The following is a 19,738-nucleotide window of genomic DNA, read 5'->3' as shown; positions in this document are numbered from 1 at the left end:
ACAAAACGGGCTACCAGCGCACCCGTAACCCCGCCGAGGCATTGAGCTGCGACTTCACGCGCGTGTCTCCGCCTGAAGCCCACAACTTCCCGACTTCGCCATAGAGGCTGGTCGATTCGCTTAGTGACAGCGTGAAGCCTGTTGCCAGTTCGGTCGAGGTGCCGCCCCTGCTGCTCGCGATCATCGTTCGTGTAGTGCCGATGTTGTAGTCAGAGCGAGGCTCGGTGTCGCTCCACGACGCCAGCTGCATGAAGGACCAAAGCCGTCGAGCGCTCAGCGCCCCTGGTTCAACCGGCTGAGCCCCTGGTCGGTCAGCACGCAGGCGCCCTGGTGGTCGGTCGTGACCAGCCCGTTGGAACGCAGACGGCTGGAGACCTTGATGGTGTGGGTGGGGCGCCGCTTCGCGAGGGCATCGCGCAACGCTTCGAGCGTCCGCCACTGTTCATCATTGAGCTGGATCTTCTTCGTCATGGCTGCTGGGGTCCTCGGGGCGGGAGTTTGGCGCGCAAGCCCGCATGGCGCCTCCTTCAGAGGAGCTCTTGTCAGCAAGCCCCAGTTCGGCTATAGAGGCGGGCGCGGACCGCGCCCCGCAAGCGCCTGATTGCCTGCCCCCGCCGGCACGTCCATTCCGAAGATGGCGGGCATCGCCTCCCGCATTGCCTCGATGAAGCGGCGCAACCGGGCCGGCTGGAAGCGCGCGTGGGGGTAGACCAGGTAGACCGGCAAGGGCGCCGCGCGCCATTCGGGTGCCAGATGGAGCAGGCGCCCCTGCACCAGATCATCGACCGGTAGCCAGGCCGATGCGGCGCACGCGCCCAGCCCCGCGAGCGCGGCGCTGCGCATGGCCAGCAAGCTGTCGGTGCTCAGGCGCGGCCGGATCGCGAAACGCAGGGTTTCGCCGCTCGCCGCATGCGTGAGCGTCACCTCGTTGCGGTAGAAGGTGCGCAGCGCCAGCCAGGGCAGGCTTGCCAGTTCGGAGGGATGGGCGGGTAGGGGCCGGCCCTCGAGCACCGAAGGCGCGGCGATCACGATGCGCGGCACCTCCGCCAGTTTGAGCGCCACCACCGAAGGATCGCGGACCTCGCCCACCTGGATGGCGCAGTCGACGCCATTCGCCACGAAGTCCTGCATGTCGTCGTGCAGCAGCCATTCGACGGTGACACGCGGGTAGCGCCGCAGGAAGCGCGCCAGCGGCTCGACCAGTTGCTGCTGGCCAAAGGCATGGGGCGCGATCACGCGCAGGCTGCCCTCGGCTTCGTCGCCGGCGCCGCGCAACTCGGCCTCGAAGGCCTCCCAGTTCGCCAGCAGTTCCTTGGCGCGTTCGTAGCAGCGTTCGCCGTCCTCGGTGAGCTTCATCGCGTGGGTCGAGCGACGCAGCAAGCGCACGCCCAGCGAGCGCTCCAACGCCTGGAGACGCCGGCTCACGGTGGGCTGGGTCGCGCCCATCTGCGCTGCGGCGGCCGACAGGCTGCCGGCCTCCACGATGCGAACGAAGGTCTGCATCAGCGCGATGCGGTCGGTGGTGCCCGTGGGCGCAGCGGGTTCGTTCATGCGATCGACGTATATCGGTTGTTCAGCCTTTCCGGCTACCGCTTGCGAAGCATAACCCTCAGACTCTGTCTTCAACGCAATTCCAAGGGTTTACTCCATGCCTGGCATTCAATGTTCGCATGCAACGCCGGTGGCCGTACCGGCACCGGCCCAAGCGGCCGTGGCGAAGGCACTGCCTGCATCGCTGCTCCTCCTGCTGGCCGCCATGGCCGGCCTGGCGGTCGCATCGCTGTACTACAGCCAGCCCATGCTCGGCGTGCTCGCCGCAGAGATCGGCGCCTCCGATCGCGCGATCGGCCTCGTCCCCACACTCACGCAGCTCGGTTACGCGCTCGGCATCGGGCTGCTGGCGCCGCTCGGCGACCGCTACGACCGGCGCCGCATCATCCTGATCAAGGCTGGCGTGCTCGGCGCCGCGCTGCTGATGACAGGGATCGCGCCTTCCATCGGCGTGTTGCTGGTCCTGAGCCTGGTCATCGGGCTGTCCGCGACGCTGGCGCAGGACGTCGTGCCAGCCGCCGCCACGCTCGCGCCCGAAGCGCACCGCGGCCGCGCCGTGGGCACGGTCATGACCGGGCTGCTGCTGGGCGTGCTGCTGTCGCGGGTGGCGAGCGGCTTCGTGGCGGAGCACTTCGGCTGGCGCGCGGTGTTCCTCGGGGCGGCGGCGAGCATCGCCATGATCGGGTTGGCGGCCTGGCAGCGGCTGCCGCGCTTCCGGCCCACGACGCAGTTGGCCTACCGCGCACTCCTGGGCTCGTTGGCCGCGCTGTGGAAGCGCCATCCGGCGCTGCGCCGCGCGGCATGGGCCCAGGGGCTGCTGGCGATCGGCTTCAGCGCCTTCTGGTCGACGCTTGCCGTGATGCTGCACGCCGCGCCCTTCCATCTGGGCGCTGCTGCCGCCGGCGCCTTCGGCCTGGCCGGCGCCGCCGGCGCGCTCGCGGCGCCGCTGGCCGGGCGCATCGCCGACCGCCGCGGGCCGGAATGGGTCACACGGCTGGGGGCGGGGCTGGTCGTCGTCTCCTTCGCCGCGATGACGCTGTCGCCGCTGCTGCAGCCGCACGCCCGCCTCGGCTTGCTGGTGCTTTGCGCGATCGGCTTCGACCTCGGCGTCCAGGCGACGCTGATCGCACACCAGACCTTGATCTACGGCATCGAACCCGCCGCGCGCAGCCGGCTCAACGCCGTGCTCTTCATCGGCATGTTCGTCGGCATGGCGGTCGGCGCGGCACTGGGCAGCCTGCTGCTGGCCGGGTGGGGCTGGATGGGCGTCACGGCGTTGGCGACCGCTTCGGCCGTCGCGGCCTTGGCGGTACGGCTCTGGCCCGCGCGGCAGGTGGGCGCACAGCCCGCTTGAGAGCGACGCCTTGCAGCCCTCTTGTACGCAACCGGCACAGCCGGTACAAGCACGGGATGCGGCCGAAACCCAGACCCGTCGACGCCCGCCGGCAAGCAGGGCCGGCACCCGCCGCATGGAGCGGCGGCATCAAGTTCTTCCATTGGCTGATCGGGCTGCTGATCCTCGTTCAGTTCGCCCTGGGCTGGCTGGCGGTCTCATGGCGGCTCTCGCCGACCAAGCTGGATCTCTTCGTCTGGCACAAGTCGATCGGGGTCCTGGTGCTTGCGCTGGTGCTGCTGCGCCTGGCGTGGCGTCTCGCCGCACCGGCTGCGCCCGCCTTGCCCGCGCACATGCCGGCATGGGAACGCACCGCGGCGCGCGCCAGCCACGTGCTGCTGTATGGGCTGATGCTCGCGCTGCCGCTCAGCGGCTGGGTGATCCAGTCCACCTCGGGCATGCCGTTCCGCATCTTCCGGCAATGGCCGCTGCCAGCGATCGCGGCCGCCGACAAGGCGGCGTCCGATCTCGCGGCAATCGTTCATCTCTCGCTGGGCATCGCCTTGGCCGCCCTGCTCGCCGTGCACATCGGCGCGGCGCTGCGGCACCACTTCATCCTGCGCGACGAGGTGCTGATGCGGATGCTGCCGGCCCGGAGGCGCCCCTCGTGAACCGCACGGCTGCTCCGCTGCCGAATAACGCCGTCGCCGAAGGCAAAGGGACTCCAGTCGCCCGCCTGGCCCGCCTCGCCCTGGTGCTCGCCTGCGCCACGCTGCCGCCCGCCTTTGCGGCCGAATGGAAGATGGACCCGGCCGCAAGCCGGCTCGATTTCGCCGCAACCTTCGAGAAGACGCCGGCGCCGGGTTCGTTCAAGGACTTCGAGGTGCGGCTCGACTTCGACCCCGAGCGCCCCGCCGACGGCCGCCTCGAGGTCCGCATCGGCGTCGCGAGCGCCGACATGGCGAACGCGGACATCAACAAGGCCATCGCCGGTCCCGAGTGGTTCGACGCCGCCCGCCATCCGCAGGCGGAGTTCCGCGCCTCCGAGATTCGCCGTGTGCAGGGCAACAGCTATCTCGCGCGCGGCACGCTGAGGCTGAAGGGCGTGCAGCAGGCCGTCGAGGTGCCTTTCACCTGGAGCGGCGAAGCGGACACGGCGGGCATGCAGGGCGAGTTCACCGTCAAGCGGCAGCCCTTCGGCATCGGCACCGGCGAGTGGGCGGCGACCGACGTCATCGGCCCCGACGTGACGATCAAGTTCCGCGTGCGCCTGCTGAAATGACGCTCTCCCCCAGGTTTCGCGCACTTCGTGTCGCTTACGCCGGCCCCCTTCCGACACCAGCGGCCCGGCAAAGCCGGTTCCGCGGTGGGGATGTTGCTCCCCCCCAGGTTGGCTCACTTCGTGTAGCCGCCCACCCCCTGCCGGGGGCAACACCAGCGGCCCGGCAAAGCCGGTTCCGCGGTGTTTCTGGAATGGGCCTTGCCCTGCTCGTCATCGTCCTCGTCGTGCTCGTCGCAGGGTGCGGATCGCCAATGCGCGAGAGCGCGTCCGTCTCAGCGGGCCGCACGGCACCGATTGAATTTCCGAGCACGTTCTCCGCGCAGGCGCTGGCCCGGGGCAAGGCGGTCTATCGCATCGAGACCGCACGTTCGCTGGCCGTCATCACCGTGCGCCGCGGTGGATCGCTGGCGCGGCTGGGGCACGACCACGTCGTCGCGAGCCGCCATGTGCAAGGCCTGATCGCCACCGACGACGGCCGCGCGGACCTGTACCTGCCCCTGGCCGAGCTCTCGGTCGACGAGCCGGCGCTGCGCGCGGAGGCAGGGCTGGACACGCAGCCGAGCGACGCCGACATCGCCGCCACGCGCGCCAACATGCTCGACAAGGTGCTCGAGGTGCAGCGCTTCCCCTTCGCGCTGATCCGGGTGAGCGGCCCGGCGGCGATGACGGCCGGCGCGCAACTCGGCATCGAGGTCACGCTGCACGGAACGAGCCGCCGCTTCGATCTGCCGGTCCGCATCGGCATGGCCAACGGCGAGCTGAACGTGGCCGGCACGCTTGAGTTCGACCAGTCCGAATTCGGCATCGTGCCCTTTTCGGTCCTGGGCGGCGCGATTCAGGTGCAGGATCGCCTGAGCCTGCGTTTCAGCGTCCAGGCCCGCAGGGTCGGCACGGGGGACGTGGCAAGCCCATGGCCGATGCAGTGAGACGGCGCAGCGCCGCCCTCTTCCTCCTGCTGCTCCTGCCGCTCGCCGACGCGTGCGCAGCAAGCGTGGACCGGATCACCGTCGAGACCGACAGCCAGGGCGAGCTGATCACGGTCACCGCCGCGGCCGACATGCAGGTCGACCCGCGCACGGTGTGGGACGTGATTTCCGACTACGACCGCCTGGCCGAATTCATTCCCGGCATGCGCAGCTCGCGCGTGATCCGCCGCGACGGCGACGAGGTGCTGGTCGAGCAGACCGGCGAGTTCGGCTTCCTGTTCTTCCGGCAGGCGATCGAGGTCCGGCTGGCAGTGAGCGAATCACCGCCGGGCCGCATCGTGGCGCACGCCATCGGCGGCAATCTCCGGTCGATGGAGGGACGCTACGCCGTGGAAAGCCTGTCCGGCGGCCAGGTGCGCCTGAGCTACTCCGGCCGGCTGGTGCCCGGTTTCCAGGTGCCGCCCTTCATCAGCCGGATCGCGGTGCGCAGCACCATGGACCGGCAGTTCCGTGCGCTGGTGCGGGAGATCGTGCGGCGCGACCCCTCGGTGCGCGGCGAGGCGCGCTGAACGGCTCAGGCGTCGCCGACGCTGACTCTCACTGTGCCGGTGCCATCGCACTCGGGGCAACTCGATGCGCCGAGCCGGCCCGATCCTCCGCAGCGGGGGCAGATGCCTTCGGCGTCGCGCGTTCGCAGGCGCTCTCCGGCCGCGGGTACTCCATCTCCTGCATCACCCGTTCGCGCCGCACGGCGCCGTAGCGCTGCGCGATCTCGCACAGCGTGAGGTCCAGTTGCTGCGCCGGCTTGAGCGCCGGCGAAAGCGGCACGCGCCGCGACCCGCCGGCCGCAGGCTGTGCGACGAGCAACAAGCCACTCTTCAGCCGCACCGGCCCCGACGCCGACGCGGCCTCCACGCTCACGCGGCCGGTGCGCGTCCAGGCGTCCACGGCCAGCGCCAGGGCGATGTCGTCGCTGCCGCCCTGCACCTCGACGCGCCATCGCTCGTCGCGCCAGAACGCGGCCTTGTCCACCACATAAGTCCAGGCCCGCCCTGCATCGAGCTTGAAGGGCGCGCTGTCGTGCACCGGGTCCCAGGCGGCGACGCCGAGTTCGGCCGCCAGGGCCTGGGCCCGCTCCCGCCCGCCGATCGCCTCCACCAGCGCGAGAGTGGTCGGCACCGAGGCGGTGATGCCGGTGGTGGTGGCAACGCCGCGATCGACCACGTAGCGCCGGTTGGGCACGTAGCTGGCGCCGGGGTGTCGCCGCAGCAGCGTGCTGCGGTCATACCAGTGGCCCGCGAAGCGCCGACCCTCGAGCAGGCCGGCCCGGCCCACCACGCGCGCGCCGGAGCAGACGCCGATCACGCGTGCGCCCTGCCGCGCCTGCTGCTGCAGCCAGTTCGTCACGGCGGGATCGTCGTCGGCGCGCATCGCGGGGACGATCACGTAGTCGGCACCCGAGGGATGCATCCGGTCGAAGCTGGCCATGTCCTGTGCGCCCTCGACCTCCAGCGCGGGATACAGGCTCACTCGCCCGGCACGCGGCGCCACGATCCGCACCTCGGCCACGCCGGCGCGCTGGAGCACCGCATGCGGCAGCAGCAGGTCGGTCATCTCCGTACCTTCGTTCAAGGCGAGCACCGCGACCACCGGCCGGCCCGGCCCACGCGGTTTCAAGGCTTCGACGAAGGCTTGCTTGTCGCGCGCGATCGTGGCTGCGTCGTCCTGCGCTGGCACCTGCGGTGCGACCGCGCCGCAGCCTGCCACGCCCAAGGCTGCAATACTTGCCCCGACCCACGCACGTACCCACTTCCACATGGCTGCCCTTCCTTGACTGCGATGTCCTGAGCCTACGTATGCCCGCCCTGCCCCACAAGGACGAAGAAGCCGCGCTTTCTGCCAGCGACATCGTGCTGGTCGCGTTCGACGGCGTCGAGGCGATCGACGTCGCCGGCCCGGCCAGCGTGTTCACCAAGGCCGAGCAGCTGCGCCCCGGCAACTACCGGCTGCACATCGCCTCGCCGGCTGGCGGCACCGTGTCGACGAACGGAGGGCTGAGCTTCGCCGCCACGCGGCCATTGCGGCAACTGCCTGGCGCGATCGATACGCTCATCGTGGCCGGCGGCGACGAACCGGGCGTGCGCGGGGCGATCGTCGAGCAGCGCATCTCGGACTGGCTCGCGGAGATTGCGCCGCGGGTCCGCCGCATCGCGAGCGTGTGCAGCGGCGCCTTCGCACTCGCCGCGGCCGGCCTGCTCGATGGCCGCGAGGCCACCACGCACTGGCGCGCCTGCGACCAGCTGCAGGCGCTTTGGCCGCAGGTGCGCGTGCGGCGCGAGCGCATCTACGTGCGCGACGGGCCGGTGTGGACCTCGGCCGGCGTCACCACCGGCATCGAGCTCGCGCTCGCGCTGGTCGAGGACGACCTGGGCCACGCCGTGGCCATGGAGATTGCCCGCACCCTGGCGCTGCCCATGCTGCGCGGCGCCGGCGAGTCGCAGCTGAGCCCGACGCTGCAGGCCCAGGCCGCGGCCAGCCATCGTCTGCGCGAGCTGCTGGCGTGGATCGGCACGCATCCGCAGGAGGCGCTGTCGGTCGAGGCACTGGCCGCTCGCGTGAAGATGAGTCCGCGGCATTTCGCACGCGCCTTCGTGGCCGAGACCGGCTGCACGCCGGCGCGCTTCGTCGAGCAGACCCGCGTGGCCGCCGCCGCGCAGTTGCTGCGGCGCACGCGCTGGCCACAGGAGCGGATCGCGAGCCGCAGCGGCTTCCGCTCGGTGGACGCGCTGCAGCGTGCCTTCGCGCGGCAGCATGGTTTGACGCCGCAGGCCTGGCGCGAGGGCGCCTAGTCACACGATGGGCTCCACCGGTCCCTTCGACGCCAATTTCAGGGAATCTGATCAATTCAGACAAGCCGCGAATAAACAAGGTAGGTCGCGCGCTTATTGGGCTTGCGCAAATCGCCGAGCAGATCGACGATGGGCTGCGCATAGGCCTCGTGTTGCGGATCGAGAACACGTCGCGCCGCGCGATGCACCAGCGCGGCTTGTTGCCCTCGTTCGCGCCGGGTAGCCGCGCACGCAGGCCCAGCCCGCGCCACGCGGCCCGGCCGGCGCGCGTCATCTCGCGCGCCACCTGCTCGACGAGCGCCTCGGCCGCGAGAGTGCCGCCCGGTTGACGACCAGGCTGCGCGCGATGTGGGTGATGCCGGCGTCGCTCACGCGCAGCGTCTCGTGGCCCTGCGGCCAGCGCACGCGCTCCAACAGGCCGGCCGCCAGCAGCTCGACCTCGATCGCATCGCAGCAGGGCCAGCCGGCCGAGCGGTACATCTCGTGCAGGCGCCGCGCGTGCGGCCGAGCGCCGAGGCGCAGGGCGGCGGATCTGCCGCCGGCGGTTGCGCGCCGGGCTCGGTCATGGGCGGATCGGCGGGCGGCGGGTCCACTGCACGTTCATCGCGCTGGTAGCGAAAAGCGCGGCCGCGGCCGGATTGGCTTCGCTCATCCCGCGCGAGCGGGCGGACCTGCGGCGAGGCAAGCGCGGGCGGCAAGGTCGGAAACGCTTGCGGCGAGTCCCACGATGGAAGCCGCCGATCCCTCCGACGCCAAATTCAGGGCCGGAATCTGATGAATTCTGACAAGTCTCGAATAAACAGCTTGACCCCTATTGATTTCAAGGGCGTGAATCGATAACGTGGCGGGCCTCGCGGCGGCGTAGGCGAGCTGACAGCCGTCTCGGCTGCATAACCGCAGCCAATCAGAATAAGTCTCAGGGAAATTGATGAATCAGTGCAGAGCGCATCAGCTCACGCTGGGTTGCAGGGTGCCTAAAGACACGCCTGCTGCTCGAGTCCATATGGTCGTTGATCAAAGCGTTGCCGCCAATCGCGTTGAGGCAAACCATATGCGTGACTTGCGTCCGTCCACAAAAGGCCGACGCCCAGATGCAGCACACGTCCATGTCGCATCAGCCCAGCCTTCCTGGTTAATGTTGTACACCAAATCTGCAAATCAACTCCAAGAATGGAAATTTGAAGATGGAAAATCCACCAATCGATCAGCGCGCAGCTTATTTGACACTCGCCTCGTGCTTCGCCATTATGGCGATTTACTATTTCATCGATCCGCCTTTCTCACGTCCGGCAGGAGGGCGATGGTCAAGTTTTTTGCATGGATCTGGGACATTTTTGGAGCAAGCGGAATTCAAGGTTATTGTTGGCGACAATTTTCTTTGGTTGTTATCTTGGGATCAAAAGATGAGTTATGTCTTTTTATAACCCGCGTCCTCTTGGCGCCGAGATGGTGGATTTGCAGCCACCGTAGCGCTGACTACAAAAGAGTTTGCAGAAACAAGTGAATTGATTGTTGAGGGCAGACTTCGTTCAATGTGGGCGACGTCGCTCAAGTCATCCTCGGTGGAGAATTTTGCATTTTTGAACTATGAATAAATCAAATTATATTCTTAATTTATTGATTATGACATCCTGTCTTGGCCCGGCAGCATTGTTGTTGGCGGGCCAATTTGAGAACGTGGATTTAATTGCTATTTCCATGGCTGGCGTTGCTCTCTTGACCTTTGTTGCCTCGATCATTTTAATGAAGAGAATAAAGAAGGAAGAGTCCTTCCTTGTACCAGTTAGTCCATTCAAAGATGTAGCTGCACGCGAGCTGTCCAAGTTGGAGCTTGGTGGAGTTTGGATATTTCCCAGTGAACATGCATGGAAGATTAGTGATCATCAATGGAGATTGGCAACCAACTCCTTTGGATTGACGGTCAATGCTGCCTTCGAGGCAACCAAAAATTTACCTTATCTGCTTTTTGGATTTTTGTGTTTGATGAGCTTATATATAGGCTTGACAGGTGACTTTGGGCCGAGCTTTAGGCTTTTTATCAACAAAGAGGTCGGGGGCTGGTTTGCGCAGGTTGTTGCCACCTTAACTTCTTCTTGGGCCGCATCTGGTTTTTTGCTGTTGGGTTCAAATCGCTTGATTTTTAGGTTAATGAGGAGAAGGTTAATATGAATGCCTACTACTATTTCGAAGGCGGAGTTATAGCAGTCCGTGGCGGCCCCGAGGCCATTGGTGCCTTGAGAAATTTTGCAGATGATATCGCATCGCGATTAAATAGGATCAAGGATATTGGGGATCAAGCTGATCTTTTGCTAAAAGAATTCAAATCAGCAATCGATTTTGCAAGTGGCTCGGAAGAGTTGGGAAAGAGTCTCGCGATCACGGGAGGCGTAGCCTTTGGCATTGGACTGGGGCTTGCTATTGGAGGCGCCGGAGCTCTTGCGGTTGGCGCGGGGTTGGCCCTCGGCTGGTTGGGGGACAAGTTGTATGAAAAGGCTATTCAGGAAGCTAACGGAATCGGCCAACGGGCCGGGGAGGCGGCTTATGACTTATGGGGGCGGCCAAAAGCCGATGACTTCACTAATGAAGGATTCCGTAGCGCCCGCAATTGGCGCCAACCCGTCGATCCCCTGATGCTCGACCTCGACGGCGACGGCCTCGAACTCAAGCGCGCCGACGGCTCCGTCCTCTTCGACCACAACGCCGACACCATCCGCACCGCCACCGGCTGGCTCGGCGCCGATGACGGCATCCTCGTGCGCGACCTCAACGCCAACGGCACCATCGATTCCGGCCGTGAGCTCTTCGGCATCGACACGATCAAGTCCGATGGCCAGAACGCCGTGAACGGCTTTGATGCCCTGGCCGATCTGGACAGCAACGCCGACGGCCAGCTCAATGACGCCGACCTCGCCTGGGGTTCATTGCAGGTCTGGCGCGACCTCGACCAGGACGGCATCGCCGACGCAGGCGAACTCTTCAGCCTCGACGCCCTGGGCATCAGCCGCATCGGCGTGGTCGGCAGCACCACCAACGCCACCGGCGGCACCCAGGCCGGCACCACTGTCAACGGCAACCTCATCGCCCAAAGCGCCAGCTTCACGCGCGAGGTCGATGGCGTGCAGGTCAATCGCACGGTCGGCGCGATCGACGTCGAATCGAATCCCTTCTACCGCGAGTTCACCGTGGCCGTGCCGCTGACCGAGGAGGCCAAGGGGCTGCCCCAGATGCAGGGCTCGGGCCGTGCCCGGGACTTGGCCGAGGCCGTCAGCCTGAGCCCGACCCTCGGGATCAGCCTTTCTGCCTTCGGCAGCGCCACCACCCGCGATGCCCAGCGCGCCCAGCTCGACGAGCTGATATCCCAATGGGCCCAGGGCTCGGACTTCTGGCAGAGCCTGGAGACCAGCCTCGACGGCAACGTCAAGATCAGCGGCCTGCCCACGGGCATGACCGAGGCCCAGTACCGCAACCTCGTGGGCGTGCTGGAGGTCTTCAACGGCGAGCGCTTCTACAGCACCGGGGCCAACGGCATCACCATGACCGCGGGCACCACCCGTACCACCACCACCGACGCAGCCACCAATGTGACGCGCGCGGGCTACGGCATCGCCCCGCCAGCGGCGCAACTCACCCTTCTGCAGCAGAGCTACGACGCCTTGAAGGAAAGTATCTACGGCGCGTTGGTGCTGCAGACCCGGCTCAAGCCCTATCTGGATGCGATCGAACTCACCATCGACGAGAACGGCATCCGATTCGACACCACGGCGCTCGCCGGCCTGCTCGATCAACGCAAGGCCGCTGGCGATCGCGAGGCCATCATCGATCTGGTGGAGCTCAACCGCTTTGCGCTGCCCACCCTGCAGGCCGTGGGCTTCGCGGGCCTGGACCAGCTGCGCGGCTGGGTCGAGGCCTTGCCGGCTGGCTCGGCGCTGAGAACCGAACTCGCCAGCTTGAATGTCTACGCAGGAGCAGCCACCAGCGGCACGGCCAAGCCGGACATCTACCTGGGCGATGCCAATGCCAACAGCTTCAGCGGCGGGGCCGGGAATGACATCGCCGATGGGGGTGCAGGCAACGACATGCTGTATGGCGGGGATGGCGACGACCGCCTGTTGGGCGGGGCCGGCAACGACAGCCTCTGTGGCGACGCCGGCAATGACATCCTCGACGGCGGAGCGGGCAACGACTACCTCAATGGCGGCGCCGGCTCGGACCTCTACAGGTTTGCCCGTGGCTGGGGCCAGGATGTCATCTCCAACTACGACACCAGCACCGGCAAGACCGATGCGATCGAGTTCGCCGAAGGCATCGCGGCCAGCGACATCGTGGCCACCCGCTTGGGCGACGACCTGGTCCTCAGCCTCAGGGGCAGCACCGACCGCATCACTGTCAGCGCCTGCTTCTACACCGATGGCGTCAGCGGCTACAAGATCGAGGAGATCCGCTTTGCCGACGGCACACGCTGGGACATGGCCCAGCTCAAGCAGATGGTGCAGCAAGGCACCGAGGGCAACGACACCCTGCAGGGCTATGCCACGGCCGACACGCTGTCCGGCGGCGCGGGCAACGACTACATCCGCGGCTGGGGAGGCAACGACACCCTGGACGGCGGGGCCGGCAACGACACGCTGGTCGGCGACGAGGGCGACGACGCCCTCGCCGGCGGCACGGGCGACGACTCGCTGTCGGGTGGGAGCGGCAACGACACCCTGCTCGGCGGCGACGGCAACGACACCCTCTATGGCGAGGCCGGCAATGACATCCTCGACGGTGGAGCCGGCAACGACTACCTCAATGGCGGCGCCGGCTCGGACCTCTACAGGTTCGCCCGTGGCTGGGGCCAGGATGTCATCTCCAACTACGACACCAGCACCGGCAAGACCGATGCGATCGAGTTCGCCGAAGGCATCGCGGCCAGCGACATCGTCGCGACCCGCTCGGGCGACGATCTGATCCTCAGCCTAAGGGGCAGCACCGACCGCGTCGCTGTCAGTTCCTGCTTCTACACCGATGGCGTCAGCGGCTACAAGATCGAGGAGATCCGCTTTGCCGACGGCACTCGGTGGGACATGACCCAGCTCAAGCAGATGGTGCAGCAAGGCACCGAGGGCAACGACTCCCTGCAGGGCTATGCCATCGCCGACACGTTGTCCGGGGGCGCGGGCAACGACAACATCCGTGGCTGGGGAGGCAACGACACCCTGGATGGTGGGGCTGGCAACGACACCCTGTCCGGCGACGACGGAGACGACGCCCTCGCCGGCGGCACGGGCGACGACTGGCTGTCGGGTGGAAACGGCAGCGACACCCTGCTCGGCGGCGAAGGCAACGACACTCTCTATGGCGAGGCCGGCAATGACACGCTCGAGGGTGGCGCAGGCAACGACTACCTCAACGGCGGCGCCGGCTCGGATCTCTACAGGTTCGCCCGTGGCTGGGGCCAGGATGTCATCAACAACTACGACATCAGCACCGGCAAGACCGATGCGATCGAGTTCGCCGAAGGCATCGCGGCCAGCGACATCGTCGCGACCCGCTCGGGCGACGATCTGATCCTCAGCCTAAGGGGCAGCACCGACCGCGTCGCTGTCAGTTCCTGCTTCTACACCGATGGCGTCAGCGGCTACAAGATCGAGGAGATCCGCTTTGCCGACGGCACCCGCTGGGACATGGCCCAGCTCAAGCAGATGGTGCAGCAAGGCACCGAGGGCAATGACACCCTGCAGGGCTACGCCACGGCCGACACGCTGTCCGGCGGTGCGGGCAACGACAACATCCGCGGCTGGGGCGGCAACGACACCCTGGACGGCGGAGTCGGCAACGACACGCTGATTGGGGACGACGGCGACGATCGCCTCACCGGAGGTGCGGGCGACGACTCGCTGTCAGGTGGGAACGGCAACGACACCCTGATCGGCGGCGACGGCAACGACACTCTCTATGGCGAGGCCGGCAATGACATCCTCGACGGTGGAGCCGGCAACGACTACCTCAATGGCGGCGCCGGCTCGGACCTCTACAGGTTCGCCCGTGGCTGGGGCCAGGACGTCATCAACAACTACGACACCAGCACCGGCAAGACCGATGCGATCGAGTTCGCCGAAGGCATCGCGGCCAGCGACATCGTCGCGACCCGCTCGGGCGATGACCTGGTCCTCAGCCTCAGGGGCAGCACCGACCGCATCACTGTCAGCGCCTGCTTCTACACCGATGGCGTCAGCGGCTACAAGATCGAGGAGATCCGCTTCGCCGACGGCACCCGCTGGGACATGGCCCAGCTCAAGCAGATGGTGCAGCAAGGCACCGAGGGCAATGACACCCTGCAGGGCTACGCCACGGCCGACACGCTGTCCGGCGGTGCGGGCAACGACAACATCCGCGGCTGGGGCGGCAACGACATCCTGGATGGTGGGGCTGGCAACGACACCCTGTCCGGCGACGAGGGCGACGACGCCCTCGCCGGCGGAACGGGAGACGATTGGCTGGGGGGCGGGAATGGCAACGACACCCTGCTCGGCGGCGAAGGCAACGACACCCTCTATGGCGAGGCCGGCAATGACATCCTCGACGGTGGAGCCGGCAACGACTACCTCAATGGCGGCGCCGGCTCGGATCTCTACAGGTTCGCCCGTGGCTGGGGCCAGGACGTCATCTCCAACTACGACACCAGCACCGGCAAGACCGATGCGATCGAGTTCGCCGAAGGGATCGCGGCAAGCGACATCGTGGCCACCCGCTTGGGCGATGACCTGGTCCTCAGCCTCAGGGGCAGCACCGACCGCGTCACCGTCAGCTCCTGCTTCTACACCGATGGCGTCAACAGCTACAAGATCGAGGAGATCCGCTTTGCCGATGGCACTCGATGGGACATGACCCAGCTCAAGCAGATGGTGCAGCAGGGCACCGATGGCAACGACTCCCTGCAGGGCTATGCCATCGCCGACACGCTGTCCGGGGGTGCGGGCAACGACAACATCCGCGGCTGGGCAGGCAACGACACCCTTGACGGCGGAGCCGGCAACGACACCCTGGTCGGCGACGAAGGCGACGACGCCCTCGGTGGCGGCACGGGCGACGACACGCTCTACGGCGGGAACGGCAACGACACCCTGCTCGGCGGCGAAGGCAACGACAGCCTGTATGGCGACGCCGGCAATGACATCCTCGACGGTGGAGCGGGCAACGACTACCTCAATGGCGGCGCCGGCAACGACACCTATGTATTCGGCCGAGACTCGGGCCGGGATACGGTGAACGACTACGACACGACCAGCGGCAATACCGATGTGGTGGCATTCGGCTCGAATGTGTCAATGGACCAGCTCTGGTTCCGCCACATCGGCAACAGCCTAGAGGTCAGCATTCTGGGCACCGACGACAAGCTCACCTTGAGCAACTGGTACTCCGCCGGCGCGTACCACGTCGAGCAGTTCAAGACCTCCGACAGCAAGGTGCTGCTGGACAGCCAGGTCGATGTGCTGGTCGCCGCCATGGCCGCCTTTGCGCCCCCTGCACCTGGCCAGACCTCACTGCCGCCTGACTACCAGACGGCGTTGAACCCGGTGATTGCCGCGAACTGGAAGTAGGCGCCCCGCCCGAGGGAATCGCCCGTCCCCCTCGCTCTGCCCAGAAGGCTACTGGCCGGAGCTTGGGGGTTTTTTGTATTGCTAGGGCTTCTGCTTACGACCAATGGCTGTCGACGCTGCCAACCTTTGCGCGTATCCTACAAAAGTTCCTGCTTGTTGATCGCGGGACGCTAGCCACCCCGGGCTCCGGTCCAGAGAACCGCGAGGGTGGAGCGATCCTTGTGGGGGAGGACGACTGCCGGTTCAGCGCTCATCGATACATCCATTACCGGAGGTGGCATGGAGCTAAGGACGGAGCAACTGGCTGCGGGCATCGAGAAGATCAGCCTCATCGGCCGCCTGGACAGCGCCGGCACCCAAGAGATCGACAGGCGCTTCTCCGCGCTCGTCGCGACCCGGAAACTTCTCGCTGTGGTCGACATGTCCGAGGTGTCGTTTCTGGCGTCCATCGGCATCCGGGCCCTGATCACCAATGCGAGAGCCCAGAAGCAGCGCGGCGGCGAGATGGCCCTGGCGGGCCCTCCGCCGCTGGTAGCGGATGTGCTCAAGGTTGCGGGGGTCGACACGATCATTCCGCTGTACCCCGATGTCGACACCGCCTTCAGTGCGCTGAAGGCGGGAGCCGAGTGAGGCCCTGATGTCCTCCAGCGACAGGGAGCCCCAGGCCTCCCTGATCGTCGGCTCCGAGCTGTGCGAGCTCTCGCGTGTGAGCGCATGGGTGCACGACTGGGCGCAGCGCCAGCGGCTTCCGAACCGGGTTGCGCAGCAACTCGACCTCTGCTCGACCGAAGCGCTGACCAACATCATGACGCACGGCAGCAGCGAGGAGGCTGCGCATTGCAGCATCTTCCTGCGGCTGGGGTGGCAAGGCGAGGACGTGGCCCTGGAAGTCGAGGACGAGGGGCGCCCCTTCGATCCGCTGCAGGCACCGAACCCGACGCATGCGAACAGCCTCGATGACGCGCAGGTCGGCGGCTGGGGCATTCCCATCGTTCGCCATTTCTCCGACGGCATGCACTACTGCCGCGAAGACGGCCGCAATCGCCTGACGCTGCTCTTCCGGCCGACGGCGCCGCCCTGAATGAGCGGCCCGGCATCCACCACCCCACGGGCGCCGCCCCAACGGCGTCAACCTTCACGAAGCACCACCACGAGGAATCACACCATGGCAACCACAGCAAAACCCCTCCCCACCATCGACGCGCAGACGGCGCTGGCCGCGCAAGCGGCGCTTGCCACCCAGTCCAACGGACAGGGCGAGGCCTCCTCGGGGGTCGACAAGATGCGCGAGCTGCTGTTCGGCAACCAGATGCAGGACTACGACAAGCGCTTCTCGGTTCTCGACGACCGCTTCCAGCACAGGCTGCGCGACCTGGAGGCGGAGTCGTCCCGAAGCCTGACCAACCTCGAGGGCACGATCAAGAAGCAGCTCGAATCGGTCGCCGGGCAGTTCCGCGAAGAGAAGGACCTGCGCGCCGACGCCGACAAGGAGCTGGAGCGCAACCTGCGAGAGCAGACGCAGGCCCTCGAGAAGCGCCTCGCCCAGTTGTCCGACCAGCTCGCGCGACAGGGCCGCGAGTTCACCGAGAGCCTCGGCCATGAGGTCCAGGGCCTGCGCGACGACATGCGCAAGCGCCAGGACGACACCCGCGCCACCATCGAGCGCATGTTCTCCGAGCTCAGCAACGTCAAGACCGACCGCAACCTGCTCGCGGGGCTGTTCGTCGAGATCGCCAAATGCCTGAACCAGGACACGTCGCCGAAGAGCGGCAACGGCGCAAGCGCTTGAGCCGCACGGTCGCTCCGAAGGCGAAGGTGCTTCCGTGAGCCGCGTGGAGGCCACGTGACAGCGCGCCTGCCGCTGGCCGCGACCAGTGCGCCTGGCGGTGCTTCCGAAGAAACTCCGAATCAGCGCCTGGCCGGGCTGTTGCTCGAGCTGGCGCGCTGCGTCGACCCGACGGTGGTTGCGACGCTGCCGCCCCGCCCCGCAGTCGATCCGCGGCTGGAGGCGCTGCGCGACGTGCTGCTCCAACGCGAGCAGGTCGCGCTGGCGAGGCTGCAGCGCAAGTTCGACGATCCGCAAGAGTTCGCCGATGCGGTGGGCGCCGTGCTGCCCGCCGCCTTCGAGCTGGCGGCGCAGGACGAGCGGCTCGGCCAGGTGATCGCCCCCACCGTCGAGAAGGCGACTCAGGCGTCGATCCGGAAAAATCCGGACACCATGGTCGACATCCTGTACCCCGTCATGGGGCCGGCGATCCGCAAGGCCATCGCCGAGACGCTCGAAGGCAAGCTGCAGTCGCTCAACCAGGCGCTCAAGCACAGCCTTTCGTGGCGCGGCCTCAAGTGGCGCCTCGAAGCGTGGCGCAGCGGCAGCGCCTTTGCCGACGTGGTGCTCAGGCACACCGCCGTGTTCCGCGTCGAGCACCTGTTCCTGGTCCACCGCAAGACCGGCCTGCTGCTGGCGCACGAGGCGGCGGAAGACGCCACCACGCGCGACCCGCAGCTCGTATCGGCCATGCTTTCGGCCATCCAGGACTTCGTGCGCGACTCCTTCGATGAATCCGCCGAAGGCGGCGCGAAGGGCCGCAGCATCGACAGCCTGCGCCTGGGGGACCTGCTGCTGTGGTGCGAGGAAGGACCGTCGGCCTTTCTCGCCGCGGTGATCCACGGCAACCCGCCCCCGGCGCTGCGCGAATGCCTGGGGGAGACGCTGGCTGCCATCCACGACGAATGGCGCAGCGCGCTCGATGAGTTCGAGGGCGATACCACTCCCTTCGAAGAGGGCGCACAGCAGCGCCTGCGGCCCACCCTGTGGTCCCAGTCGGCCGAGTCGAAGAGAAGGCTGTCGCCGCTGCTCTGGGCCATCCCCCTGGCGCTGCTGCTGGCACTCGGCTGGTGGATCGGGCAGCGGGTGATCGAGGGCCAGCACGTCGACGACTACGTCGCGGCGCTGCGCGACGAGCCCGGCATCGTCGTGATGGGCGCCGATCGCCACGACGGCAAATGGTGGGTGTCCGGCCTGCGCGATCCGCTCGCCACGCGGCCGGAAGCCCTGCTGGATCCGGCGAAGCTGGACCCCGCACTCATCGTCGGCCGCTGGGAGCCCTACCAGGCGCTGCATCCGGCCATCATGCTGAAACGCCTGCAGGCGACCCTGAATCCGCCACCGACCGTCAGCCTGTCGCAGGACGCGGACGGCATCCGCGCCGACGGCAGCGCCCCGCAGCACTGGATGGACAAGGCGCGGGCGTTCGTGCAGAGCCTGCCCGCGGGCGCACCGCCGGTGGACCTGAGCGCCCTCAAGGACGTGCAGGACCCGAACTACATCCGCCTGCGGGACGCCCTCCAGGCTCACGTCATCCCCTTCGAGAACAACGCACCGCGGCCCACTGCCGAGCAGGGCATCGAGCTCGACACCGTGGCCGCGGAACTTCGCGAGCTGGTGCGCGTGGCCCGCGGACTCGGCTTTTCGGTGCGCGTGACGATCGTCGGCCATGCCGACGCCACCGGCAAGGACACCGCCAACCTCGCCCTCAGCCTGGGGCGCGCCGAGGTCGTGCGCTCCATGCTGCGGGCGCGTGGCATCGACCCCAACCTGCTCTCCGTGCGCGGCGCCGGCCCGCTGGAGCCGCTGCGGCCCGGCGCCAGCGCCGACGAGTTGTCGATCAACCGGCGCGTGTCCTTCGTTGTCGGCACCAGCGACTAGGACCCTCTCCCCATGCTGCAAAAAAAGATCTGCCTGCTCGGGGCATTCGGTGTCGGAAAGACCAGCCTGGTGCGCCGCTATGTCGACACCATCTTCTCCGACGCCTATCTCACCACCGTCGGCGTGAAGATCGACAAGAAGGTGATGACCCTCGGCACCGAGCCGCTCGCGCTGATCCTCTGGGACATCGCCGGCGAGGACGACATGGCCGCGGTGCGGCTGAGCTACCTGCGCGGCGCCGCCGGCTACCTGCTGGTGGTGGACGGCACGCGGCCCGAAACGCTGGAGACCGCGGCATCGATCCAGTCGCGCGTCAACGCGGAGGTGGGCCGCATTCCCTTCCTCGCCCTGCTCAACAAGGCGGACCTCGTGGAAGACTGGGCGCTGCCGCCGGAACGCATCGAGACTTTGCAGGCCGCGGGATGGACCTTCCGCCGCACCAGCGCCAAGACGGGCGATGGGGTCGAGGCAAGCTTCCAGGACCTCGCGGCGCTTCTGGCGCGGTAGC

17 protein-coding genes and 2 pseudogenes are annotated in these 19,738 nt (G+C 67.2%); 14 read left to right on the top strand and 5 right to left on the bottom strand.

All coding sequences use genetic code 11. The annotated features are described in order from the left end of the window. Nucleotides 1-10 precede the first annotated feature (10 nt). The 3 genes from G3W89_RS05940 to G3W89_RS05930 form a co-directional block, all read right to left on the bottom strand. A complete protein-coding gene (locus tag G3W89_RS05940; protein ID WP_162573219.1) occupies nucleotides 11-250 on the bottom strand; it encodes a hypothetical protein in 240 nt (79 codons plus the stop codon). A 23-nt stretch (nucleotides 251-273) separates the two neighbouring features. Continuing rightward, complete coding sequence (locus G3W89_RS05935; RefSeq protein ID WP_162573218.1) at nucleotides 274-471, bottom strand: hypothetical protein; 198 nt, start codon at nucleotides 469-471, stop codon at nucleotides 274-276. Between the two features lie 90 nt (nucleotides 472-561). Continuing rightward, nucleotides 562-1,551: a LysR family transcriptional regulator gene (locus tag G3W89_RS05930; protein WP_162573217.1), complete on the bottom strand. Its 990-nt coding sequence runs from the start codon at nucleotides 1,549-1,551 to the stop codon at nucleotides 562-564. Between the two features lie 97 nt (nucleotides 1,552-1,648). On the opposite strand from G3W89_RS05930, the gene G3W89_RS05925 reads away from it, so the two are divergent. The 5 genes from G3W89_RS05925 (at nucleotide 1,649) to G3W89_RS05905 (ending at nucleotide 5,661) form a co-directional block, all read left to right on the top strand. Next, nucleotides 1,649-2,905 carry an MFS transporter gene (locus tag G3W89_RS05925; protein ID WP_162573216.1) on the top strand — a complete coding sequence of 419 codons (1,257 nt, stop codon included), beginning with the start codon at nucleotides 1,649-1,651 and terminating at the stop codon, nucleotides 2,903-2,905. 56 nt (nucleotides 2,906-2,961) lie between these two features. Then, a complete protein-coding gene (locus tag G3W89_RS05920) occupies nucleotides 2,962-3,555 on the top strand; it encodes a cytochrome b (RefSeq protein ID WP_162573215.1) in 594 nt (197 codons plus the stop codon). Then, nucleotides 3,552-4,166, top strand: a complete 615-nt coding sequence (locus tag G3W89_RS05915) for a YceI family protein (protein WP_232076367.1) — start codon at nucleotides 3,552-3,554, stop codon at nucleotides 4,164-4,166. The genes G3W89_RS05920 and G3W89_RS05915 overlap by 4 nt, the downstream gene beginning before the upstream one ends. 191 nt (nucleotides 4,167-4,357) lie before the next feature. Next, nucleotides 4,358-5,092 (top strand): YceI family protein, encoded by a 735-nt coding sequence (locus tag G3W89_RS05910; RefSeq protein WP_162573214.1) that lies wholly within the window; start codon nucleotides 4,358-4,360, stop codon nucleotides 5,090-5,092. Then, nucleotides 5,077-5,661, top strand: a complete 585-nt coding sequence (locus G3W89_RS05905) for an SRPBCC family protein (protein WP_162573213.1) — start codon at nucleotides 5,077-5,079, stop codon at nucleotides 5,659-5,661. The genes G3W89_RS05910 and G3W89_RS05905 overlap by 16 nt, the downstream gene beginning before the upstream one ends. 103 nt (nucleotides 5,662-5,764) lie before the next feature. Here G3W89_RS05905 and G3W89_RS05900 read toward each other — a convergent pair. Beyond that, nucleotides 5,765-6,910, bottom strand: a pseudogene (locus tag G3W89_RS05900) (DJ-1/PfpI family protein); the annotation flags it as partial. A 38-nt stretch (nucleotides 6,911-6,948) separates the two neighbouring features. On the opposite strand from G3W89_RS05900, the gene G3W89_RS05895 reads away from it, so the two are divergent. Then, complete coding sequence (locus G3W89_RS05895; protein WP_162573211.1) at nucleotides 6,949-7,941, top strand: GlxA family transcriptional regulator; 993 nt, start codon at nucleotides 6,949-6,951, stop codon at nucleotides 7,939-7,941. Nucleotides 7,942-8,018: 77 nt separating this feature from the next. Here G3W89_RS05895 and G3W89_RS05890 read toward each other — a convergent pair. Further along, a pseudogene (locus G3W89_RS05890) lies at nucleotides 8,019-8,507 on the bottom strand (hypothetical protein); the annotation flags it as partial. 618 nt (nucleotides 8,508-9,125) lie between these two features. Between G3W89_RS05890 and G3W89_RS05885 the strand changes: the two are divergent. The 8 genes from G3W89_RS05885 to G3W89_RS05850 all read left to right on the top strand — a co-directional run bounded on the left by G3W89_RS05885 (nucleotide 9,126) and on the right by G3W89_RS05850 (nucleotide 19,737). Then, nucleotides 9,126-9,365: a hypothetical protein gene (locus G3W89_RS05885; protein WP_162573210.1), complete on the top strand. Its 240-nt coding sequence runs from the start codon at nucleotides 9,126-9,128 to the stop codon at nucleotides 9,363-9,365. A 163-nt stretch (nucleotides 9,366-9,528) separates the two neighbouring features. Continuing rightward, nucleotides 9,529-10,110: a hypothetical protein gene (locus G3W89_RS05880; protein WP_162573209.1), complete on the top strand. Its 582-nt coding sequence runs from the start codon at nucleotides 9,529-9,531 to the stop codon at nucleotides 10,108-10,110. Between the two features lie 461 nt (nucleotides 10,111-10,571). Next, the gene (locus G3W89_RS05875) at nucleotides 10,572-15,524 is read left to right on the top strand and encodes a calcium-binding protein (protein WP_162573208.1); all 4,953 of its coding nucleotides are present in this window, start codon (nucleotides 10,572-10,574) and stop codon (nucleotides 15,522-15,524) included. Nucleotides 15,525-15,803: 279 nt separating this feature from the next. Further along, on the top strand, nucleotides 15,804-16,154 hold the full coding sequence (locus G3W89_RS05870) for an STAS domain-containing protein (RefSeq protein WP_162573207.1): 351 nt from the start codon (nucleotides 15,804-15,806) through the stop codon (nucleotides 16,152-16,154). Between the two features lie 7 nt (nucleotides 16,155-16,161). Beyond that, complete coding sequence (locus tag G3W89_RS05865) at nucleotides 16,162-16,605, top strand: ATP-binding protein (RefSeq protein ID WP_162573206.1); 444 nt, start codon at nucleotides 16,162-16,164, stop codon at nucleotides 16,603-16,605. An 84-nt stretch (nucleotides 16,606-16,689) separates the two neighbouring features. After that, entirely contained in the window at nucleotides 16,690-17,313 is a 624-nt protein-coding gene (locus tag G3W89_RS05860; protein WP_197893529.1) for a hypothetical protein, read from the top strand. Nucleotides 17,314-17,367: 54 nt separating this feature from the next. Next, on the top strand, nucleotides 17,368-19,230 hold the full coding sequence (locus G3W89_RS05855; protein WP_162573205.1) for an OmpA family protein: 1,863 nt from the start codon (nucleotides 17,368-17,370) through the stop codon (nucleotides 19,228-19,230). A 12-nt stretch (nucleotides 19,231-19,242) separates the two neighbouring features. Then, nucleotides 19,243-19,737 (top strand): Rab family GTPase, encoded by a 495-nt coding sequence (locus G3W89_RS05850; RefSeq protein ID WP_162573204.1) that lies wholly within the window; start codon nucleotides 19,243-19,245, stop codon nucleotides 19,735-19,737. Nucleotide 19,738: the final 1 nt, after the last annotated feature.

Source organism: Variovorax sp. PBL-H6 (assembly GCF_901827155.1).
Classification (GTDB): domain Bacteria; phylum Pseudomonadota; class Gammaproteobacteria; order Burkholderiales; family Burkholderiaceae_C; genus Variovorax.
The sequence above is the reverse complement of the archived record's forward strand: the minus strand, read 5'-3'. Positions and strand labels throughout refer to the sequence as shown.

Coding starts and splice junctions, on each gene's coding strand:
- G3W89_RS05940 (WP_162573219.1), bottom strand. CDS start 250: ATGCAGCTGGCGTCGTGGAGCGACACCGAGCCTCGCTCTGACTACAAC.
- G3W89_RS05935 (WP_162573218.1), bottom strand. CDS start 471: ATGACGAAGAAGATCCAGCTCAATGATGAACAGTGGCGGACGCTCGAA.
- G3W89_RS05930 (WP_162573217.1), bottom strand. CDS start 1,551: ATGAACGAACCCGCTGCGCCCACGGGCACCACCGACCGCATCGCGCTG.
- G3W89_RS05925 (WP_162573216.1), top strand. CDS start 1,649: ATGCCTGGCATTCAATGTTCGCATGCAACGCCGGTGGCCGTACCGGCA.
- G3W89_RS05920 (WP_162573215.1), top strand. CDS start 2,962: ATGCGGCCGAAACCCAGACCCGTCGACGCCCGCCGGCAAGCAGGGCCG.
- G3W89_RS05910 (WP_162573214.1), top strand. CDS start 4,358: ATGGGCCTTGCCCTGCTCGTCATCGTCCTCGTCGTGCTCGTCGCAGGG.
- G3W89_RS05905 (WP_162573213.1), top strand. CDS start 5,077: ATGGCCGATGCAGTGAGACGGCGCAGCGCCGCCCTCTTCCTCCTGCTG.
- G3W89_RS05895 (WP_162573211.1), top strand. CDS start 6,949: ATGCCCGCCCTGCCCCACAAGGACGAAGAAGCCGCGCTTTCTGCCAGC.
- G3W89_RS05885 (WP_162573210.1), top strand. CDS start 9,126: ATGGAAAATCCACCAATCGATCAGCGCGCAGCTTATTTGACACTCGCC.
- G3W89_RS05880 (WP_162573209.1), top strand. CDS start 9,529: ATGAATAAATCAAATTATATTCTTAATTTATTGATTATGACATCCTGT.
- G3W89_RS05875 (WP_162573208.1), top strand. CDS start 10,572: ATGCTCGACCTCGACGGCGACGGCCTCGAACTCAAGCGCGCCGACGGC.
- G3W89_RS05870 (WP_162573207.1), top strand. CDS start 15,804: ATGGAGCTAAGGACGGAGCAACTGGCTGCGGGCATCGAGAAGATCAGC.
- G3W89_RS05865 (WP_162573206.1), top strand. CDS start 16,162: ATGTCCTCCAGCGACAGGGAGCCCCAGGCCTCCCTGATCGTCGGCTCC.
- G3W89_RS05860 (WP_197893529.1), top strand. CDS start 16,690: ATGGCAACCACAGCAAAACCCCTCCCCACCATCGACGCGCAGACGGCG.
- G3W89_RS05850 (WP_162573204.1), top strand. CDS start 19,243: ATGCTGCAAAAAAAGATCTGCCTGCTCGGGGCATTCGGTGTCGGAAAG.